Annotated in this window: 1 pseudogene; it reads left to right on the top strand. The window is 46.4% G+C overall.

Annotated features, from left to right (window positions below):
• Window positions 1-11: 11 nt before the first annotated feature.
• A pseudogene (locus LKX83_RS32965) lies at window positions 12-233 on the top strand (TIGR01457 family HAD-type hydrolase); the annotation flags it as partial.

Raw genomic sequence — 233 nt, 5'->3', positions numbered from 1 at the left:
GGAGGCATACGATGACACAGCGTACATATAAGGGGTATTTACCTGATCTTGATGGTACGATTTATAGGGGTGGTGAGGTGATTCCGGAGGCTGTCACATTTATTGAAGCGTTAAAGGAAAGAGAAATTCCATATCTGTATGTCACGAACAATTCATCGCTGACACCGGAAGCGCTCGCGAACAAGTTGAGTGGAATGGGACTTGATGCCAAGCCAGAGGATTTCTTCACGTCG

Origin of the sequence: Cohnella baijiui (genome assembly GCF_020731285.1) — a bacterium.
In the GTDB taxonomy this organism is placed as follows: domain Bacteria; phylum Bacillota; class Bacilli; order Paenibacillales; family Paenibacillaceae; genus Cohnella.
The sequence above is the reverse complement of the archived record's forward strand: the minus strand, read 5'-3'. Positions and strand labels throughout refer to the sequence as shown.